Source organism: Aeromonas sp. HMWF015, assembly GCF_963878965.1.
GTDB classification, from domain to species: domain Bacteria; phylum Pseudomonadota; class Gammaproteobacteria; order Enterobacterales; family Aeromonadaceae; genus Aeromonas; species Aeromonas veronii.
Window position 1 is genome coordinate 1 of record NZ_CAWNZT010000126.1, and the last position, 16831, is coordinate 16831.

21 protein-coding genes are annotated in these 16831 nt (G+C 60.4%); 12 read left to right on the forward strand and 9 right to left on the reverse strand.

Going from position 1 to position 16831, the window contains the following annotated elements:
• Window positions 1–13: 13 nt before the first annotated feature.
• From AACS18_RS06325 to ascN, 9 genes are all read right to left on the reverse strand, one after another.
• Complete coding sequence (locus AACS18_RS06325; protein ID WP_108613944.1) at window positions 14–964, reverse strand: hypothetical protein; 951 nt, start codon at window positions 962–964, stop codon at window positions 14–16.
• Window positions 965–1101: 137 nt separating this feature from the next.
• A complete protein-coding gene (gene ascU / locus AACS18_RS06330; RefSeq protein ID WP_108613945.1) occupies window positions 1102–2160 on the reverse strand; it encodes a SctU family type III secretion system export apparatus subunit AscU in 1059 nt (352 codons plus the stop codon).
• Window positions 2157–2945, reverse strand: a complete 789-nt coding sequence (gene ascT, locus AACS18_RS06335) for a SctT family type III secretion system export apparatus subunit AscT (RefSeq protein ID WP_019446797.1) — start codon at window positions 2943–2945, stop codon at window positions 2157–2159. Before ascT ends, ascU begins: the two co-directional genes overlap by 4 nt.
• The gene (gene ascS, locus AACS18_RS06340; RefSeq protein WP_005334586.1) at window positions 2942–3208 is read right to left on the reverse strand and encodes a SctS family type III secretion system export apparatus subunit AscS; all 267 of its coding nucleotides are present in this window, start codon (window positions 3206–3208) and stop codon (window positions 2942–2944) included. Before ascS ends, ascT begins: the two co-directional genes overlap by 4 nt.
• A gap of 1 nt (window position 3209) precedes the next feature.
• Window positions 3210–3863, reverse strand: a complete 654-nt coding sequence (gene ascR / locus AACS18_RS06345) for a SctR family type III secretion system export apparatus subunit AscR (RefSeq protein ID WP_005334585.1) — start codon at window positions 3861–3863, stop codon at window positions 3210–3212.
• Window positions 3860–4786, reverse strand: coding sequence for a SctQ family type III secretion system cytoplasmic ring protein AscQ (gene ascQ, locus AACS18_RS06350; protein WP_108613946.1), 927 nt, complete (start codon window positions 4784–4786; stop codon window positions 3860–3862). The genes ascR and ascQ overlap by 4 nt, the downstream gene beginning before the upstream one ends.
• Entirely contained in the window at window positions 4783–6288 is a 1506-nt protein-coding gene (locus tag AACS18_RS06355; protein ID WP_308810821.1) for a type III secretion system needle length determinant, read from the reverse strand. Before AACS18_RS06355 ends, ascQ begins: the two co-directional genes overlap by 4 nt.
• A gap of 60 nt (window positions 6289–6348) precedes the next feature.
• Entirely contained in the window at window positions 6349–6810 is a 462-nt protein-coding gene (gene ascO, locus AACS18_RS06360; protein WP_043821012.1) for a type III secretion system central stalk protein AscO, read from the reverse strand.
• Entirely contained in the window at window positions 6807–8129 is a 1323-nt protein-coding gene (gene ascN, locus AACS18_RS06365; protein ID WP_108613947.1) for a SctN family type III secretion system ATPase AscN, read from the reverse strand. Before ascN ends, ascO begins: the two co-directional genes overlap by 4 nt.
• Window positions 8130–8318: 189 nt before the next feature.
• Here ascN and aopN point away from each other — a divergent pair, with 189 nt between their 5' ends.
• The 12 genes from aopN to aopD form a co-directional block, all read left to right on the forward strand.
• On the forward strand, window positions 8319–9197 hold the full coding sequence (aopN, locus tag AACS18_RS06370) for a SctW family type III secretion system gatekeeper subunit AopN (RefSeq protein ID WP_108613948.1): 879 nt from the start codon (window positions 8319–8321) through the stop codon (window positions 9195–9197).
• The gene (gene acr1 / locus AACS18_RS06375; protein ID WP_005334576.1) at window positions 9178–9459 is read left to right on the forward strand and encodes a type III secretion system gatekeeper subunit Acr1; all 282 of its coding nucleotides are present in this window, start codon (window positions 9178–9180) and stop codon (window positions 9457–9459) included. Before aopN ends, acr1 begins: the two co-directional genes overlap by 20 nt.
• Window positions 9456–9827, forward strand: a complete 372-nt coding sequence (acr2, locus tag AACS18_RS06380; protein ID WP_021229940.1) for a SycN family type III secretion system chaperone Acr2 — start codon at window positions 9456–9458, stop codon at window positions 9825–9827. The genes acr1 and acr2 overlap by 4 nt, the downstream gene beginning before the upstream one ends.
• The gene (ascX, locus tag AACS18_RS06385; protein WP_108613949.1) at window positions 9824–10189 is read left to right on the forward strand and encodes a type III secretion system protein AscX; all 366 of its coding nucleotides are present in this window, start codon (window positions 9824–9826) and stop codon (window positions 10187–10189) included. The genes acr2 and ascX overlap by 4 nt, the downstream gene beginning before the upstream one ends.
• A complete protein-coding gene (ascY, locus tag AACS18_RS06390; protein ID WP_153227498.1) occupies window positions 10186–10536 on the forward strand; it encodes a type III secretion system chaperone AscY in 351 nt (116 codons plus the stop codon). The genes ascX and ascY overlap by 4 nt, the downstream gene beginning before the upstream one ends.
• Window positions 10469–12634: a SctV family type III secretion system export apparatus subunit AscV gene (gene ascV, locus AACS18_RS06395; RefSeq protein ID WP_269719424.1), complete on the forward strand. Its 2166-nt coding sequence runs from the start codon at window positions 10469–10471 to the stop codon at window positions 12632–12634. Before ascY ends, ascV begins: the two co-directional genes overlap by 68 nt.
• The gene (locus AACS18_RS06400) at window positions 12631–13086 is read left to right on the forward strand and encodes an LcrR family type III secretion system chaperone (RefSeq protein ID WP_108613950.1); all 456 of its coding nucleotides are present in this window, start codon (window positions 12631–12633) and stop codon (window positions 13084–13086) included. Before ascV ends, AACS18_RS06400 begins: the two co-directional genes overlap by 4 nt.
• Window positions 13087–13125: 39 nt before the next feature.
• Window positions 13126–13410 carry an LcrG family type III secretion system chaperone AcrG gene (acrG, locus tag AACS18_RS06405; protein WP_005334559.1) on the forward strand — a complete coding sequence of 95 codons (285 nt, stop codon included), beginning with the start codon at window positions 13126–13128 and terminating at the stop codon, window positions 13408–13410.
• Window positions 13411–13419: 9 nt separating this feature from the next.
• A complete protein-coding gene (locus AACS18_RS06410; protein ID WP_108613951.1) occupies window positions 13420–14505 on the forward strand; it encodes a virulence-associated V antigen in 1086 nt (361 codons plus the stop codon).
• A 9-nt stretch (window positions 14506–14514) separates the two neighbouring features.
• A complete protein-coding gene (gene acrH, locus AACS18_RS06415) occupies window positions 14515–15018 on the forward strand; it encodes a SycD/LcrH family type III secretion system chaperone AcrH (protein ID WP_108613952.1) in 504 nt (167 codons plus the stop codon).
• Complete coding sequence (gene aopB / locus AACS18_RS06420) at window positions 14999–16171, forward strand: type III secretion system translocon subunit AopB (RefSeq protein WP_108613953.1); 1173 nt, start codon at window positions 14999–15001, stop codon at window positions 16169–16171. Before acrH ends, aopB begins: the two co-directional genes overlap by 20 nt.
• A 12-nt stretch (window positions 16172–16183) precedes the next feature.
• A partial coding sequence (aopD, locus tag AACS18_RS06425) for a type III secretion system translocon subunit AopD (protein ID WP_258228871.1) occupies window positions 16184–16831 on the forward strand: 648 nt, incomplete at its 3' end.

Consider the following 16831-nt stretch of genomic DNA (forward strand, 5'->3'; position numbering starts at 1 on the left):
GCATGGAACATCATTAATCCTCCCGATGGGTGTTATCAAAGACCGACTCTGTGGGCGGCCACAGGTTGGCGATAGGGGGGCGGGCGGGGGTACCGACCAGTGGCGCCCCTATGGTGGCGGCCCAGGGGTCGACCACTTTGGCGTGTGGCCCCCAGCTTTCCGGCTTGGTAAGTTCGCTCCCCTCAGCACGGCCAATTACCACAAAGCAGTGGGTCTGGGCGTGCCCCTGTGCGCCACGATGGGCCAGCACTTCGATCCGCTGGTCACTGTTGTGGCGCAGCAGTTCGGCCGCCGCCGAATAGGCCAGGGTCGAGCAGCAACCGGCCTTGGCGTCATCCACCGCCTTGGCGATGTTTTCCATGGTACGTAACGAGAGTGGCTGCTTGTTTCTGGTGATCTGGATGGCGGCCATATTGGCGCTGTTGTTGGCGCGCTGGTTGGCTGCCAGGCGCTGGGGATCCAGCCCGAAGGCGTTGAGTTTGCCGATGATCTTCTGATAGCTCGGGTTGTTGGGCTGGACAAAGGTCTGGGCGTCGGTGCATGCGTAGCTGCCCAGTTTTTCCAGTCCGGCCATGCTCTTTTGCAGCAGGGCCTGGGTGCCACCCGCCATCACTTTCGGTTCATGTCGCGGGGCGGCTCTGGTGATGGCTCCCTGTTCTGCCAGGGCCTGCTTCAGTTCAGTCAGACGAGCGCCACGTGCAGCCACCTCTTTGGGGTGGTGCTGCTCCCAGTGCTGGATTGCATCCTGCACCCGCTGCGCTTTGCCGCTATCGGGGGCGCTTTGCAACTGGCGCAGGGCGCTGATGACCTGTTTGAGATCGCTGCTCTGGAAGTGGCCGATGCCGCGCTTGACGGATTGTTCGAACAGCTTGTTACCCTTGGCCAGCAGCGGGCTGGCCTCTGTTTGCTGGGGCGATGTTGGGCGGTTGAGGTGAATGTGTCCACCGATTGCTGGTAAGGCCATGATGTGATTCCCGACAGGGTTGACTATAAGGGGATGATACCGAGCCGTGACGGTGCGCTATATCAGGGAGCGGTCGGGGATTTGTCAGTTTTTCGTGTGTTGCTCAGTTTGTTTGGCCAGTCTGGCAGCGTGCTGCCCTACCACTGCGGCCCTTCGCCCTGGCGCCACTGCTCCAGCCAGCGCAGAACCTCGGCGGTCGCCTCAATCTGGTCGGCGGGAATGTAGTTGTTGAGTTGGGCATCGCGATAGAGGGCGCGGGCCAGCGGGATGCGCTGCAGCACAGGGATCCCCTCCTCTTCGGCAATCTTGCGTACCTGCTGCGCCTGGGCATCGGTGAATTTGAGGGTCACCACCGGCAGCGGCGTTTCTCCCCGCTCGTAGCGGATACCGATAGCGATATGGGTCGGGTTGGCGACGATGACCGAGGAGCGCTTGACGTCGGCGCGCATGTTGCTCGACTGCAACTCCTGATGGAACTGGCGGCGCTTGCTCTTGATCTCCGGGCTCCCCTCCATCTCCTTGTACTCCCGCTTCACCTCGTCCTTGCTCATCTTGAGCTGCTTGATGTGCTGGTAGTGTTCGAAGGCGTAGTCAGCGATGGCGATCACCACAAAGCCCATGGCGCAAACCGCCATCAGCTGGCCCAGCATGCCCCCCAGCACCGGAGTGATGCAGCTCATACCGCAGCCGGGCAACTGGAGCATCGCCTGCAGATTGCCCTTTATGGTGACCCACACCAAGAGGCTCAGGAGACTCACCTTGAGCAGGGATTTGACGAACTCCATCAGGCTCTTGATGGAGAAGATCTTCTTGGCCCCCTCCACCGGATTGATCTTTTTGATGTCGGGCTTGATGGACTCGCCGCTCAGCAGAAAACCGTACTGTGCGAAGTGGGAGGCGAGTACCACCAGCACCGCGACCGCGAGGAGCGGAATGCAGAGATAGGCCATCTCCTGCATCAGGTTCTCCACAACATGGTTGAGCGCCTGGGTAAAGGGGAGGTTGAGGTGGGACTCCGGGATCATCATCAGCTTGCCCAGATGTTCGAGGTAGTAGTCGGACATCGCCATCAGCATGCCCACCAGACTGAGGATGATGGCGGTGGAGACCACCTCCTTGCTCTTGACCACCTGCCCCTTCTTGCGGGCATCGCGCAATTTTTTGGCGGTGGGTTGTTCGGTCTTCTCGCCGCTCATCGCGCCTCCAGAATGGGGATCAGCAGTTGCAGCGGATCCATCACCGCCAGCACCTGTTGATAGGCGTGGTCCATCATCAGCTTGATGTAGATGACCAGCAGCAGGCTGGCGACGGCGCTTTTTATCGGCATCGCCAGCACGAAGACGTTAAGTGAAGGGGCGAAGCGGCTGATCAGCGCCAGCCCGAATTCGGCTAGAAACATGGCGATCAGCAGCGGCGCCGCCAGCAAAGCGCAGAGCAGCAACATATGGCTGAACTGGCTGTAGAAAAAGTTGACCCACTGCTCGTCGATAGTGGGGAAAAAGTGCGCCACCGGCCAGCTGATATAGCTCTGGAACAGGGCGGCCAGCAGGGCGAGAAAGGCGCCGCTGGCAAAGAAGAGGGTGATCAGGGTCTGGGTCAGCAGCAGACCGGTGGGACTGGTCTGGCTGCCGAGACTCGGGTTGAACAGGGACCCCATGGCGGCACCGCGCTGGTTGTCGATCAGAAACCCGCTTGCCTCGATGGCCCAGAAGGGGATGGCAGCGACAAAGCCGATCAGCAGGCCGAGCAGCACCTCCTTGGCGATCAGCATGGCCAGCGCCATGCCGTCGATCTGATCCGGCAAGGTGTCGGCGACCGTGGGGTAGGCGTAGAGTGCCAGCGAACAGACCACGCCGTTGCGGATCATCGCCCCTCCCAGCATCTGTTTGCTCAGCACCGGCAGCATCACGAAGCAGCTGATAAAGCGCGGCAACAGCAGGGTATAGGCCAGCATCTGGGCCTGCAGGCTCTCCAGCGTCATTGGATCTGCGGCACCTTGAACAACACCATATCGGCAAAGCTGTAGAGCTCGTTACCCAGCCAGGCGGTGGTGGCAAACAGGGTGATCACCACGGCGATCAGCTTGGCGACAAAGCCCAGGGTCTGCTCCTGGATCTGGGTCAACGCCTGCAGCAAAGAGACAAGGGTGCCCACCAGCGCCGCCACCAGTACCGGTGGCATCGAGAGGATCAGCACCAGCCAGAGCGCCTGGCTGGTGAAGTGAAGGATATCGGCGTGACTCATCCTAACCTCCGTAACTGATGACCAGCCCGTGGGTCAGGCGGGCCCAGCCATCGAGCAGCACAAACAGCAGCAGCTTGAAGGGCAGCGAGATGGTCATGGGGGAGACCATCATCATCCCCATCGCCAGCAAGATGTTGGAGATGATGAGATCGATGGCGATAAAGGGCAGGTAGATCAGAAAGCCGATTTCAAAGGCGCGGCTCAGCTCGCTCACGGTAAAGGCGGGCAGCAGGATCAGCAGGCTGTCGGGCTCCAGCCGGTCGGCATATTTGCTGGGCCAGAGCTGCTTGGTGCTGTCGATAAAGAAGGCGTGCTCCCGCGGTTTGATCTGCTTTTTCAAAAAGTCGCGGTAGGGGGCAATCCCCTCATCGAGGAACTTCTCTACAGATTCGGCTTTCGCCAGCGACACCTCGTTCTGGCGCAGGTAATCCTGGGTGGCAAAGCCTACCGGCGCCATCACATAAATGCTGAGGATGATCGCCAGCCCGTACATCGCCATGTTGGGGGGGATCTGCTGCACCCCGAGGGCGTTGCGCAGCAGCGAGAAGACCACCGCCAGCTTGACGAAGGAGGTAGCCATCACGGCGATAAAGGGGAGCAGGGCCAGCAGCGCCAGCCCGACGATCAGGTTTAGCTCGTCTGGCAGCTGGATCATGACTGTGACTCGTTGTCGAGGCGTTCGACCCTTACCCCCAGGCGCCCCTGGATCTCCACCAGTCGCCCCACTCCCAGCGAATGGCCGTTGCTGATGATGCGCACTTCGCCATCGAGGGGCGTGCCAAGATCGATCAGGGCGCCCGGTTGCAGGCTGGTGAGGGTATGCCAGTCCAGGGTCTGGCGGCCCACTTCGAAGCTCACCTGGATCGGCAGTTGATCCAGTTCGGTCGGGCCGAAGGGTTCAGCGGAGGCAGCATTATGCATGGCAGTCAATTCCAGATGTTGTGGATGGGGTTGGCAGTAGGCATAGGGGCGACCCTCCACGCAGATCAGCAGTTGCTGACCGAGTTGCGGATGGGGTGGCGGCAGCAGCACATCGCCGATAGCGAGGGTAGCGAGCTCATCCATGGTCAGCCCCATTTCGCCCCACAGCAGGGAGAGGGTGAGGGGCAGCGGCAGCCGCTGCTGTCGTGGTCGTGGTGGCAACTTGCTCAGCAGGGGCTCGGGCTGCGGCAGCCAGAGAGCGAGACTGGCCCCCTCCCGCTGCAACAGCAGTTGCAGGGCGGGCTCATCGGTCTGGACGTTACTCTCCGGTCGGGTCAGCGCCGAGCAGGTGAGGCCACCGAGGGGTTGTCCCAGCCGTTCGATCAGTGCCAGTTGCAGTGGTTCAGGCAGACTGAACAGCGCCGCCTGTTGTAGATCCGGCGCCAGCCAGTGCGCCAGCTCTGCGCCGTGGCATAACAGCGGCAAAGAGAGCCCCTGCCACTGCAGTTGCAGCCGGGTATCGAGCGTCGCAGGCGGCAAACCGATGGCGAGGAGAAGCTCGCCGCCACTCCAGCCAAAGTGCTGGCGGTATTGGCTCAGGGTCTGCTGTAAAGTCAACTCCGCCAGCGAGGCGGAGGTGAGGGCAATCGGTGTCATGCGTCGGCATCCCACTCTTCGTAGATGGATCGTTTATGGCGTGAGCCCTGCTCACTGTCAGGCTGGCCGAAGAGATCGAGGGCGACCCGCTCGCCGGGATAGAGCCGTTGCAGGCGGTCGACCAGATCGCTGCGCCCCTGATTGAGCAGCTGTTGCCCTTCGCTGGTTGCCAGAATCTCGATCTGCAGCTCGCCATGGTGGTGAGCGATGCGAATGGAGAGATCGCCCAGCTGTGGCAACGTCAGGCGCAGCAGCGGCGGACGCTCCGAGCGTCCCAGCTCCTGATAGATATCCACCGCCAGTCGCTCCAGCAGCTGACCCAGTTCCCGATTATTCTCGGCAGGTGTAAGCCGGGCGAGCTGCAGATCCCCGGGGGTAACGGCAAGGGGAGCGCCCCAGATAGTCGGGTTGGCAAAGAGCTCATTTTTTGGGGCTGTTTCACCTGTAGTGACTGGCTTGAGTGCCACCAGCGGTGGTATTTCTGCGTCAAGTTGAGCTACCTGTTCACCGACCTCAGTTGGCTGGGGGGTGGTTAGTTTGGGAGTTATCGCCTCGCTGTCCGTTGCCAATGGCAGTAGATGTGGCGTGGTATTGGCGAGGGTATGTATCGGGTTGGCGCTGCTTGCCTCATAAGCCTCAATGACTGGATGCTGTTCTTCAAGCCACTCGTTTTCAGTCAGCGTGGCTTGGGCAACATGACCATAGGGCTGGGTAATAATGGCGTTTAGCCTCAAATCGGCAGAGCTTTCAAGCAAGCTTGTCTCTGGATCTCTTTGCATGCTCTCCGGTTGCGCGGTGAGCTTGCTCCCAACCCCCTCGGTGAGCGGCAGAGACTCGTTGAGGTGCGTCGAAATTACATCGCTGCTGGTATTTGTTGGCCTCAATGCGGCCGGATTAGCTGTTATCGTCAGTATGGGGGGGCGCTGTTCGTTGTCCTGTGCAGTGAGTTGTGTGTGCTTGGTTTGTTGACGAGATGCGTGAGCCTTCTCAAGCGTCAGTGTTATTGCATTTATTGGAGCAATGGTTGGTGACTCGGATGATGTGTTGGACGTTACCGCTATCGGGTTTGTGTCGAGCAGTTCAATGTCAGAATGTGCAGCAAAAGTGGGTTTGTCGTGCCTTTCTTTGGCTGAGATACTTGTTGCTGCCACTCGCTCAGGGTTATCAGTAAGGCGCTGGCTCTGAAGTCTGTTAGGGGGCGTGAAAATTACCTGTTGCGGGTTGGTTTGCTCGCTACCCTGCTGCTGTTGTTTTGCAGTGACCTCTTTGTTGTCCGGCTGCGTGCCTTTGGTCGTGTGGCGAAGGGAAACTTGCTTGCCAGCTTCTGAGGGGGCGCGGTGGATATTCTGTTGCGGCAAGGGGTGGACGTCCGTCACTCTCTGTGAATGACGGATCTGCCCTTTACCCTCAGGCTGCGGGTTGTGGCCGCGTTCCTTGAGGTTCTGCTCCAGCCGCATTGCCTGCTCGAAACGCTGTTGTTGCGATCGATTGGCTTCAGCCATCTGGGTGTCGCCCCGGGTTGTCACTGTGCCCTGTATCGGGAGGATTCGGTTCATGACTCGTTACATCCTGATCTGCTGGCGGAACTCTTCCTGTTCCTGCTCTTCGTTGTAGTCACGCAGGGCTTGCTGTGAGGCCTGCTCCTGACGGTGTAGTTCGGCAAATTTCTGTTGCTGCTGGCGGGCTCGGTGTACCGCCTGCTGGCGCTCCTGCAAGCGGATGCGCTCTTCGGCGACCCGCTCGGCCTGCTCGGCGGCAGTTTGTTCAAGCTGGGCCTCTTTCTCCCGCAGCAGCGCCACTTGCTGTTGCCACGCCTTGAGCCCCTTGCGATCGAGTTGCTCCGCCTGACAGATGGCAAATAGCCGCTCCTCTTCGGCAAGGCGCCACTGGCGATAGTCGAGACTCTCCTGCTCCGCTTCGCGTTGGCGAACGCGGGCGAGTTGCACCCGAGCCTGCTGGGCGGTGAGTTGCTGCTCGGCCCGATCCAACCGCAGGTCTTTTATTCGTTGCAGTCGGCCAATCATCGGGTCAGCGCCTCCAGGGTCGAGAGGGCTTCCGGCAGTGAGCTCGGCTCATGAGTACCTTGTCTGAGCCACTGGCGAATAGTCTCGATGCGGGCGATCGCCTCATCGGCCACCTTGTCCTGCCCTTTCTGGTATTCGCCGATCTGCAGCAACAGCTCCACCTCTTCATATTTCGCCAGCCAGCTGCGCAGTCGACCGGCCTGAGCCTGATGCTCGGGCTCGATGATCTGGTTCATCACCCGGCTGGCGGAGCGCAGCACGTCGATGGCCGGGTAGTGGTTGGCCGCCGCCAGTTTGCGCGAGAGGATGATGTGGCCATCGAGGATAGAGCGGGTCTCGTCAGCGACCGGTTCTGTCATGTCATCCCCCTCTACCAGCACGGTATAGAGGGCAGTGATGGAGCCCTTGTCTGACTGACCGGCCCGCTCCATCAGGCGGGGCAGGGCGGCAAACACCGACGGCGGATAGCCCCGTCGGGTTGGCGGTTCGCCAGCGGCCAGACCAATCTCCCGCTGGGCACGGGCAAATCGGGTGACGGAGTCCATCAGCAGCAGCACCCGCTTGCCCTGGTCGCGGAAATACTCGGCGATGGAGGTGGCGACAAAGCCCGCCTTGGCCCGTTCCATGGCGGGGCGATCCGAAGTAGCCACCACCAGCACAGCCTTCTTGAGCCCCTCTTCCCCCAGATCCGCTTCGATAAATTCGCGCACCTCACGGCCCCGTTCACCGATCAGCGCCAGCACGGTGACATCTACCTCGGCGCTGCGAATAAGCGACGCCAGCAGGGTGCTCTTGCCACCACCGGCGGCCGCGAAGATCCCCATCCGTTGCCCCTCACCGCAGGTGAGCAGGCCGTCGATGGCGCGAATGCCCAGCGAAATGGGTTGCTCAATCCGCTTGCGGCTCATGGGAGCGGGCGCATCCCGATAGACCGGATACCAGGCCTCGGGCTCCGGCAGATGGCCGCCGCCAAAGGGGTTGCCGAGGCCATCGAGCACCTGGCCGAGCAGATGCTCGCCGACTCCGACCTGATGCATGGCTCCGGTCGGGCTCACCTCGGTGTTGGAGGAGATGCCGAACATCTCGCCAAGGGGAGTGAGCAGCGCCTGATGCTGGGCAAAGCCGATCACCTCTGCCTGCAGGGAGAGTGTGTTGTCCGGGTTGCGCAGATGACAGAGCTCGCCGATCCGCACCCCGGGGACGACTGCCTTGAGCAGGGTGCCGGTCACCTGGGTGACCCGGCCACGGATCTGGATCAGGCGGCACTCGTCGATGGCGTGACGAAGCTGGTTAGGGATGTGGTCGAGGGAGAGGGTCATAACAATCTGCGCCATTGAAACTGGTGGCCACTATAGGGGATGGGGGGCTACGGGGATTTCAGCGCGAGTCGGGACTTTTTAGAAAACCGTTGGGGGCGGGCTAAAAATTCACGGCCGATTTTGGCATAGGGAAGCGAGGGCGATTTTTATAATGCCATCCTCGTCAATCCATTCGTCACGGGAGTTTCCATGGCCATTATCCAGAGTAACCCCTATGCCCTTGCTGCCCAGCCCGAGCTGCGCGGAGCAGAGGTCGCATCTCGTCAGGCTCCCCTGCAGGGTGGGCAACTTCAGGGGGAGCGGGTCGTGCTGGCCAGTGCCGCCCAGTCGCTGGCCGATGCCGCCGAAGAGCTCACCTTTGTCTTTTCCGAGCGCGCTGAGCTTTCGCTCGCCAAGCGCAAACTGAGTGACAGCCATGCCCGCATCAGCGAGATCGAGGCGCTGGTGGGAGATTACCTCGACAAAGTGCCGGAGCTCGAACGCCAGCAGAAGATCAAGGAGATGGTGAGCCACCTCGGCAGCGGTCGGCTGGCCAATCTCTCCCAGCTGCTGGCCTACCTCGAGAGCTATTCGGGGGAGGTGAGCGAGCAGTTCGAGGCGCTCTGCCAGGCGCGCAAGGCCCTCGCCGGACGACCGGAGATGCAGGGCACCCTGGCGCTGGTGGAGCTGGCACTGGCCAAGCTGGCGGATGAGCAGGGCAGTGCCATCGTGCTGGGGGCGCGCATTACCGGCCCCGCGGCCGCAGCGGCTAAAGCAGGCGTGGGGGCCGAGCAGGATCTACGGGATCTCTATCGCGATGCGGTGCAGGACTACCGTGCCCTTTCTGCCGCCTGGCGCGATATTCACAGCCGCTTTGGCAACGGTGCGCTGGAGAAGGTGACCGGCTTCATGATGAAGGCCCTGAGCGCCGATCTCGACAGCCAGCAGCGCTGGCTCGACCCGGTCAAGCTGGAACGGGTGATGAGCGACATGCACAAGCTGCGGTTGCTCAACACTCTCTCGGCGCAAGTGGACGAGCTGTGGCAACGGGTGAAGGAGGGCTCGGCCCATGGCATACGGGCCTTCTGATCTGATGGGCGATCTGATCGCCCTGGTGGAGAAACGCTGGGCCAGCGTGCGGGATGTGGAGCAGGTCGGTGTGGCTCTTGAGCTGTCAGATTGTCGCCAGCAGGTGCTGCTCTATCAAGAGCTCAAGCGGCTGATCCGCCTGCTGCCGGTGGAGCTGTTCAGTGAGGAGGAGCAGCGCCAGAACCTGTTGCAGTGCTGTCAGGGGGCGCTCGATAACGCCATCGAGCGGGAAGAGGATGAGTTGTCTGGAGAGTCGTCATGAACTGGATTGAACCCCTGCTGGTGCAGTTTTGCCAGGATCTGGGCATCACCATAGGGGATAACCCCCATTCGCTGATCCAGCTTGAACTGGAGCAGAGCGGCACTCTGCAACTGGAGCGCCATCAGGGGCAACTGACCCTCTGGTTGGCCCGCGCCGTTCCCTGGCATCAGAGTGGCGAGGCGATCCGCCGCGCCATGACCTTGACCGCCGCGGCGCAAGGGCCGGCACTGCCGGTGCGCAGCGGCTGGTTGGGGGAGGATCAGCTGATCCTCTTCGTCACCCTGGATGAGCGGGCCGTGACTCTGCCCCAGCTCCATCAGGCCGTGACCACCCTGACACGGCTGCAGCGAGAGGTGCTGGCGTCATGAGCCGGATCACTGCCGCGCATATCGGGATCGAGCAGCTCAGCGCCATCTCCCTTGACGATCAGGAGCGCAGCCTGCCGGGGCGTTATGCCCTGTTGCCCGATGGCCAGTCCATCGAACCCCATATCAGCCGCCTCTACCCCGAACGGCTGGCGGATCGGGCGCTGCTCGATTTCGCCACCCCGGATCGCGGCTTTCACGACTTGCTGCGACCGTTCGATTTCAATCAGGCGATGCAGGGTCTGCGCAGCGTGCTGGCAGAAGGGCAGAGCCCAGAGTTGCGAGCGGCCGCTGCGCTGCTCGAACAGATGCACGCCGATGAACAACTGATGCAGATGACCCTTCATCTGCTGCACAAGGTATGACCATGGTGCTTACGTCACAGCAGCAGGATGCGCTGCTGCTCACCGGCTGGTTGCAACTGCAATATGGCCACCCTGACAAGGCGCGCGTCCTGCTGGCCGCCCTGTTGCAGATCCACCCCGACCATCAGGGAGGGCGACGGACCCTGCTGGTGGCCCTGCTCAAACAGGGGGAGGGGGAGGCGGCGCTGGCCCATGTCGATCAGCTGATGCAGCAAGGGGAGGCCGACGGCCCGCTCTGGCTCTGCCGCAGCCGGGCCTGCCAGTTGGCAGGGCGGCTGGATGAAGCCCGTTTTGCCTATCAACAATACCTCGAACTGGAAGAGCAGAATGAATCAACGCTCCCTTGAGCTGCTGCGCCGGATAGGTGAGCGCAAGGACATCATGCTGGCGATCCTGCTGCTGGCCATCGTCTTTATGATGGTCTTGCCGCTGCCGCCGGTGGCCCTCGATATCCTGATTGCCATCAACATGACCATCTCGGTGGTACTGCTGATGATGGCGGTTTATATCAATTCGCCGCTGCAGTTCTCCGCCTTTCCGGCGGTGCTGCTGATCACCACCCTGTTCCGGCTTGCCTTGTCGGTGAGTACCACTCGGATGATCCTGTTGCAGGCCGATGCGGGGCAGATCGTCTATACCTTCGGCAACTTCGTGGTGGGGGGCAATCTGGTGGTGGGGATCGTCATCTTCCTCATCATCACCATCGTCCAGTTTCTGGTGATAACCAAGGGTTCGGAGCGGGTCGCCGAGGTGAGTGCCCGCTTCTCCCTCGATGCCATGCCGGGCAAGCAGATGAGTATCGACGGTGACATGCGCGCCGGGGTGATCGACGTGCACGAGGCGCGGGATCGCCGCGGGGTCATCGAGAAGGAGAGCCAGATGTTCGGCTCCATGGATGGCGCCATGAAGTTCGTGAAAGGGGACGCCATCGCGGGCCTCATCATCATCTTCGTCAACATCCTAGGTGGCGTCACCATAGGGGTAACCCAGAAGGGGTTATCCGCCGCCGATGCGCTGCAGCTCTACTCCATCCTGACGGTGGGTGATGGCATGGTCTCCCAGGTGCCGGCGCTGCTGATCGCCATCACCGCGGGGATCATCGTGACCCGGGTCTCCTCCGAAGAGTCTTCCGATCTGGGTACCGATATTGGCGCCCAAGTGGTGGCCCAGCCCAAGGCGCTGCTGATAGGTGGTCTGCTGCTGGTGCTGTTTGGGTTGATCCCGGGCTTCCCGATGATCACCTTCTTTGCGCTGGCGGCCATCGTCACGGCAGGCGGTTATTTTATCGGCTTGCGTCAGCGCAAGGCGCAGAGCAGCAACAGTCAGGATCTTCCAGCCGTGCTGGCGCAGGGGGCCGGGGCCCCAGCTGCCCGCAGCAAGCCAAAACCGGGCAGCAAGCCTCGGGGCAAGCTGGGGGAGAAGGAGGAGTTTGCCATGACGGTGCCGCTCCTGATCGATGTGGATGCTGCTTTGCAGGCCGAGCTGGAGGCGATTGCCCTCAACGACGAACTGGTGCGGGTGCGCCGAGCCCTCTATCTCGATCTCGGAGTGCCCTTCCCGGGTATTCACCTGCGTTTCAACGAGGGGATGGGGCCCGGCGAATACCTGATCCAGCTGCAGGAAGTACCGGTCGCCCGCGGTCTGCTGCGACCGGGCCATCAGCTGGTGCAGGAGAGCGCTTCCCAGCTCGATCTGCTGGGGATCCCCTACGAGGAGGGGGCGCCGTTGCTGCCGGGGCAACCAACCTTGTGGGTTGCTAATGAGCATCAGGAGCGGCTGGAGAAGTCACGGCTGGCCAGCCTCACCACCGATCAGGTGGTGACCTGGCATCTATCCCATGTGCTGCGGGAATATGCCGAGGACTTTATCGGCATTCAGGAGACCCGCTACCTGCTGGAGCAGATGGAGGGGAGCTATGGCGAGCTGGTGAAGGAGGCGCAACGCATCATCCCGCTGCAGCGTATGACCGAAATTTTGCAGCGGCTGGTGGGGGAGGATATTTCCATCCGCAACATGCGCGCCATCCTCGAGGCGATGGTGGAGTGGGGCCAGAAGGAGAAGGATGTGGTGCAGCTCACCGAGTACATCCGTAGCAGCCTCAAACGCTACATCTGCTACAAGTACGCCAACGGCAACAACATTTTGCCTGCCTATCTGCTCGATCAGCAGGTGGAGGAGCAGATCCGCGGCGGCATTCGCCAGACCAGCGCCGGCAGCTATCTGGCGCTCGATCCCACTATTACCCAGAGCTTCCTCGATCAGGTGCGCCATACCGTCGGTGATCTGGCCCAGATGCAGAACAAGCCGGTGCTGATTGTCTCCATGGATATCCGCCGCTATGTGCGCAAGCTCATTGAAGGGGATTATCACGCCCTGCCGGTGCTCTCCTATCAGGAGCTGACCCAGCAGATCAATATCCAGCCCCTCGGGAGGGTCTGCCTGTGAGGGGGGACCCGTTAACTACTGACCCCCTGATCCCCTGGCTGCAAGCCAGGGGAGTGGCGGTGGCCCCTCACCATCTGGGGGCGACTCCCATCCAGATCGGCCACGGTTTTTGCTATCGCCAAATTTATCTCGCCTGGCGCTTTGATCCTGCGACCCAACGGGTCTGGATCCTGCTGGTGCGCCGAGAGGGGGAGCGGGCCGGACTGGCCAACCCCTTTGCCGCCCTTTATCTGCTGGCCGAAGCCACTCTGGCTGTACTCGGGCCGGGCCATTTCCTCTATGGCAACGTCGATGTCTTTCGTGGCAGTAGCCTGAGCGGTGAGCGGCTCGGGCGCTTTTACCTGCGCTGGACGGGAGCCTGCGAACCCGAGTCCGGCTGGTTCATGCTGGCCGCCGAGCAGGTCTGTTCCCTGCGAGATATGCGAAAACGACAAAAGCACGGCCTTGCGTGACAGGCATGTCCAAAAGGGCCTCATAGAATAGGAGCCAAGATGAAACAACCGCGTTTTGCCGACCATAGCGAGACCATTTCGCAGGCAGAGCAGGCCATTGCCGACAGCGATCACCGCAACGCTCTGTTGCAAGAGATGCTGGCTGGCCTAGCCCTCTCGGATCAGACCTGTCAGCTGCTATTCGATGCGCCGACCGAGCAAGTGGCCGTGGCCGAGCAGGAGTTGCTGGCTGAGATCCAGCGCAGACAGGCGTTACTGCCGGCACAGCCGGGAGAGGGCCGCAAGAGTCGCCGTCCCACCATGATGCGCGGACTGATGATTTAAGGAGTCGTGATGAGCACTATCCCTGACTACAACACCAACCCTGGCGCGTTCGTCGGCTGGCTTGATGGGCAAGCGCTGGACGCATTGCCGGGCCATAAAAACCCCAAGTTGACCGAACTGGTCGAGCTGCTCAAGGGCAAGATCACCATCAGTGCTGACTCATCGACTGCGCTGAGCAAGGAGCAGCTCGAGAAGTTGCTGGCTGCCTATCTGACGGATCCAGCCTCGATCAACGGGGGTTGGGCGATGGGCCAGTTCCGGGGGGGGCAAGATGCGGCCATTGCCGCCATCAAGGGAATGATCGAGCGGGGAGCAAAACAAACCCCGCCAGTCAACCACTGGACCGTCCCTGAATTTATGCTGCTCTCCCTCAGTGCGCTGACCATGGATCGCATCGATGACGATCTCATCACGACCTTTACCGGGGTGATGGCGTTTCAGGACAACCAGCGTAAAGGGCTGCGGGACGAGCTGGCAGAGATGACCGGTGAGCTGAAGATCTACGGGGTGATCCAGTCCGAGATCAACAAGGTGCTCTCTGCGGCATCCAGCCAGACCTTCAACACCAATTTCAATCTGCTGGATTACAAGCTCTATGGCTATCAGTCTCTGGCCGAATTTATGGATGGGTCAGAGTTCAAACTGTTGTCAAAAATGTTTACCGATGATCTGGTGAAAAATGCACTGCAAGAGTTCACCAACGCTAAAAATGCGCTGGAAAAAGTAAAGTCGGCCAGCCTTGACTCCAAAACGCTGGGTGAGGCCAGTGCCGCTTATGAGCGTAAAAAAGCCAATCTTGAGCAGATCGTAGCAACGCAGGTCATCACAGTTAAAACGTTCCTCGAAAGTGGCCAGAAGAAGAGCGGCGCGATGGAAAATATCGAAGCCAGCTACAGCTATAAGAAGGATGACAACAAGCTTGGCAACTTCTCCACCAGCGTGAGCGACCGTTCTCGCCCGCTCAACGATCAGGTCAGCGAAAAGACCACCCGCCTCAACGACGTCAGCTCGCGCTACAACGCCGCCATCGAGGCACTCAACCGCTTTATCCAGAAATACGACAGCATCATGCGCGACATTCTTGGCGCAATTTGAGGAGAGATCATGCAGACCGATACCACCCTGGCCCCGGAATACGAAGCAGAGCTGGAAGCCTTTATCGCTGACGGCGGCACCCTGGCCATGCTGCAGGATATTTCAGGGGACACCCTGGAGCAGCTCTATGCCCTGGCCTTTGGCCAGTATCAGGCCGGCAAGTGGGAGGATGCTCACAAGATCTTCCAGGCCCTCTGCATGCTGGATCACTATGAGCCGCGTTATTTCCTCGGGCTGGGTGCCTGCCGTCAGGCGATGGGGGAGTTTGAAACGGCGGTTCAGAGCTACAGCTTTGGCGCCATGCTCGACCTGAACGATCCCCGTTTCCCGTTTCATGCTGCCGAGTGCCGGCTGCAACAAGGTGATTTGAACGGGGCCGAGAGTGGCTTCCACTCGGCCCGACTGCTGGCGGACACAGATCCCCGGCAGGCAGACCTGGCGGCAAGCGCCAAGGTCATGTTGGAAGCCATCGCAATCAGAAGGGATCTGCAAGATGAACCCGATCAGCAATGAAAGACAGGTTTCCCCGCTGGGAAACACAGGTGATGTTGCGGGCCTGGCGCCCGTTACCCAGCCTCGCAGTGAAACACGGCTCGATGCCGCAACGGTGCAAGTCACCGGTCAGGCCCGCAAGTCAGGGGTCTCGCTGAATCCACCGCTGGCGGTAAGCAATAGCCAGATCAGTGCGCAGCAGCTTGGCGAAATCGGCAAGTTGGTGGCCTCGGTGAAAGAGAACACCCGCTTGATTCTGCCGCACACCGCCGGGTTGGTGACCGCGGCCTTTACCTCGCCCGAAGCGTTCGAGATTGAACTGGGCAAGCTCACCAGCGATCTGGAGAAGACCCAGACCAAGCTGAAGCTTGATGATATCCGCCGAGCTCGTGAGCTAAACGAGAAGAAGATCGGTGAGAACCAGGAGAAAATCAAAGAGGCTGAAGAGAGTGCCCAGGAGGCCAAGAAGGCCGGTATCTTTGGCAAGATTTTCGGCTGGCTCAGTGCCATCGCCTCGATAGTGATCGGTGCCATCATGGTGGCAACCGGGATTGGTGCTGCCGCCGGTGCCCTGATGATCGCAGCTGGCGTCGTTGGCGTGGTCAACATGGCAGTTCAGCATTTGGCTGATGCTGGCTACATTTCTCCAGAAGTGATGGAGCATCTGGGGAAGGCCTTGATGGGAATTGAAATGGCCTTAGCCATTATTTCGTTGGGCGCCAGTTTTGGTTCATCAATTGGCTCTGTGATTGGCAAGGTAGCTACCAAGATTAGCAGCACGGCCGCTGATGCGGCTGCCAAGCTCATCTCAAAAGTGGGTGAACTCACTGCCAAGTTCACGGCTAAGGCTACGGTTGAAGCGCTGAAAGTGACAGGGCAGGCGGCAAAAGTATTGAAAGTTGGTACTCAAGCGGCTGATGTATTGGTAGATGTCGGGAGCGGCGTGACCAAATCTGTCCAGTCTACAAAAGAGTCCGAGTCGCTCGATGCCCAGGCTGATCTTGCCTTAAGCAAGAGCGAGATGACCGAGTTGCAAGGGGTTATCGACAAGCTCAAGGAGGCGATAGCCCAGATGCTCGAAGCGTTCCAGCAGACCATGGAGATGATCTTCCAGATGATCAATGCCAAGGGCGACATGATGAACAACCTGGCCCGCAGACCTGCCGCTATCTAAGGAGTACCGACCATGATTAACAGTGATTATGCAAATGGTGTGACCCGTACCGCCCCGCTGACCGAGGTGCAAGCCGGTGAGCCGCAGCAGGTTCGCAGTGCGACCACTGCCCATGAGGCTGCCGTTTCGACCCGTTCGCAAGGGTCAGAGAACAAAAGCGTTCCTACCCTGCCACGTCCCTCCATCCCCTTCGATACCAAAGGGGTGACCCAGATGGTTGCGCAGCTGGACAGTGCGATGGATATGATGTCCTTGCTGTTCAAGCTGGCCCGTCAGGCCCGTGAGGAGGGGTTACAGGTTCGGGATATCGAGAACAAGCTGGTCATCAGCAACCAGCAGGCACAGGTTGACGAGATGCGCCACGGCGCCAAGCTGATGATCGCCATGGCGGTGGTCTCCGGCGTGATGGCGGGGTTCTCTGCCATTATGGGTGGGATCAGCCTGGGCAAGGGCGCCAAGACTATCAAGCAGCAACAATCCCTTGATGGCAAGATTGCCGGTCGCGAGGCCTTGATTGACGCCAAGGTTGATAGCTTGAGCAAGCAGGGCCAACAGGTTGACCGCGCTGATGTGGGCAAAGTCTGGAAACAGGATCAAGTTGCAGACAGTAATGCGAGCCGATTGTTGGACAAGAAATTTGCTCGCACTTCCGAACGGGGT